This window comes from Klebsiella sp. 28 (assembly GCF_018223905.1).
In the GTDB taxonomy this organism is placed as follows: Bacteria; Pseudomonadota; Gammaproteobacteria; order Enterobacterales; family Enterobacteriaceae; genus Klebsiella; species Klebsiella pneumoniae.
On record NZ_JAGRQY010000232.1, the window covers coordinates 1 to 1,551 of the forward strand.

The 1,551-nt window shown below is 53.6% G+C and carries 2 protein-coding genes and 1 pseudogene; all 3 read right to left on the minus strand.

The genetic code is table 11. The features are described from left to right. The coding region (locus KHQ28_RS26980) for a DUF4158 domain-containing protein (RefSeq protein ID WP_211777752.1) at positions 1-672 on the minus strand (672 nt) is incomplete at its 3' end. Between the two features lie 240 nt (positions 673-912). Then, positions 913-1,464, minus strand: a complete 552-nt coding sequence (locus KHQ28_RS26985; RefSeq protein WP_029497558.1) for a DUF3833 domain-containing protein — start codon at positions 1,462-1,464, stop codon at positions 913-915. Next, a pseudogene (locus KHQ28_RS29390) lies at positions 1,461-1,551 on the minus strand (hypothetical protein); the annotation flags it as partial. The pseudogene KHQ28_RS29390 and the gene KHQ28_RS26985, both read right to left, overlap by 4 nt.

The following is a 1,551-nucleotide window of genomic DNA, read 5'->3' on the forward strand; positions in this document are numbered from 1 at the left end:
CGGACCACTGATGGTCACAGGGCCTTTTTTCAGTGATTCCAGTAAAGACAGGCGGCTGCAATCAGTTGGCCCCAGCAGCATCTCCAGCTGTGAACGCTGTTCGGCTGACGGTATCAGTGCCAGTTTGTTCCACAGGCGCAACGTCGCCTTTTCCCTTACCTCTGAAATCAACCGGGTCAGCGTGGTGGCTCCGGGGAGAATAATACGATGTTGCATAAGCCACCCTGTCGCCAGGTCGAAAAGCAGGCCAGGACGTTCGTTGCTTATCCAGCTCCGGGTATATAAAAGACGGGTAAGGCGAAATGTCCAGGGCCAGGCAAATTCACGATACTGATAGTGCTGACGTATCAGCGCTGCATGCTCACGGCGGGTATTTTCCCTCTGACCGTATTCTGCAAGAACGGTGATATCACGAATCCCGAGCTGTCTGGCGGTAAAATGCCGGACGCCGGAAGGAATATGATTCATGTCAGTAAGAAAAGTGCCCAGAAAACGCACACACCCGATTTGCAGGGCAATACCAAGTCGATTGTGATCACCCCGGCTTTTCCCGATAAATTCTTTATCCGCTTCATCAAGATGAAAATAACGCGCCAGCTGAAGTTCATCGGGTTCGCCAGTGAACCTGCCATAACTCTCAACCTGCTCAGTGGTCAAAAAATCAACGGGCATATCGGCCTCCCTGCCTGACGGCTTTTTTAACACAACTGCAACCGTTCGAAATATTATAATATTGTGGACAGTGAAAAATGTGCCTAAAGCGGTGTGTTTTTAATCGGCAAATGGCACTTAATGGACACCATTGTCCATTAATCGATTTTTCAGACGACTTCTCTCGCCTAACGTGAGTTTTCGTTCGACTGAGCATCAGCCCCCTTAAACATCCGCTGATCCCAATGACAGGTTGCGTGTTCATGGCGCTGTCCTCTCTTCTGCTGTGGTTCGGGTAAAGAAAAGGGTCACGGTGGCGACCGTAATGCCGAATTTCTTCATCTCGGTTTTGTTAAACAAATGGCTGCCGTCCTGCAGGTACATCCAGTCGTCAAAGTGCAGCAGCCACCGGCTGCCGCTGGCCTCGACGTTCATGCTGTAGCGCCAGTGAAAGGCATTGCCTGCCGCCTGGCCGCTGGCCACGCCTTCGATATCCCCGGCGGTGCCCTGATAACGGTTATCGCCGGTGCGGCGAATGCGCCATACCCGCTGCTGCTTCTCGCCATCGTCATAGACAAAGCGCTCATGGAGCGTCAGGGTATCGCCGACGACGTCGCCATCGATCTCAACATGGAAGCGGCGCAGCTGCTTGCCGCGGCGATCCTGCACCATCCCCCATGCTTCGGTTCGGCCCTGAAAATAGTGAAAGATGTCGAGGGCGGGCTGCTGCTGCCGGTATTCGGTGACCTCGGTGCTGCAGCCGGCGAGCATCAGCATCAGCAGCGCCAGGCCAAGGGTCAGAATGCGTTTCATGGTGTACCTCCGATCAACTGCTGACGCAGTTCGGGATAAGTGGTGCGTGGATCGAGCCAGATGGGCTTTGTTGAATAAATCGAACTT

Excerpts from the sequence above, each read along its gene's own strand:
- KHQ28_RS26985 (WP_029497558.1), bottom strand. The coding sequence starts at position 1,464 with ATGAAACGCATTCTGACCCTTGGCCTGGCGCTGCTGATGCTGATGCTC.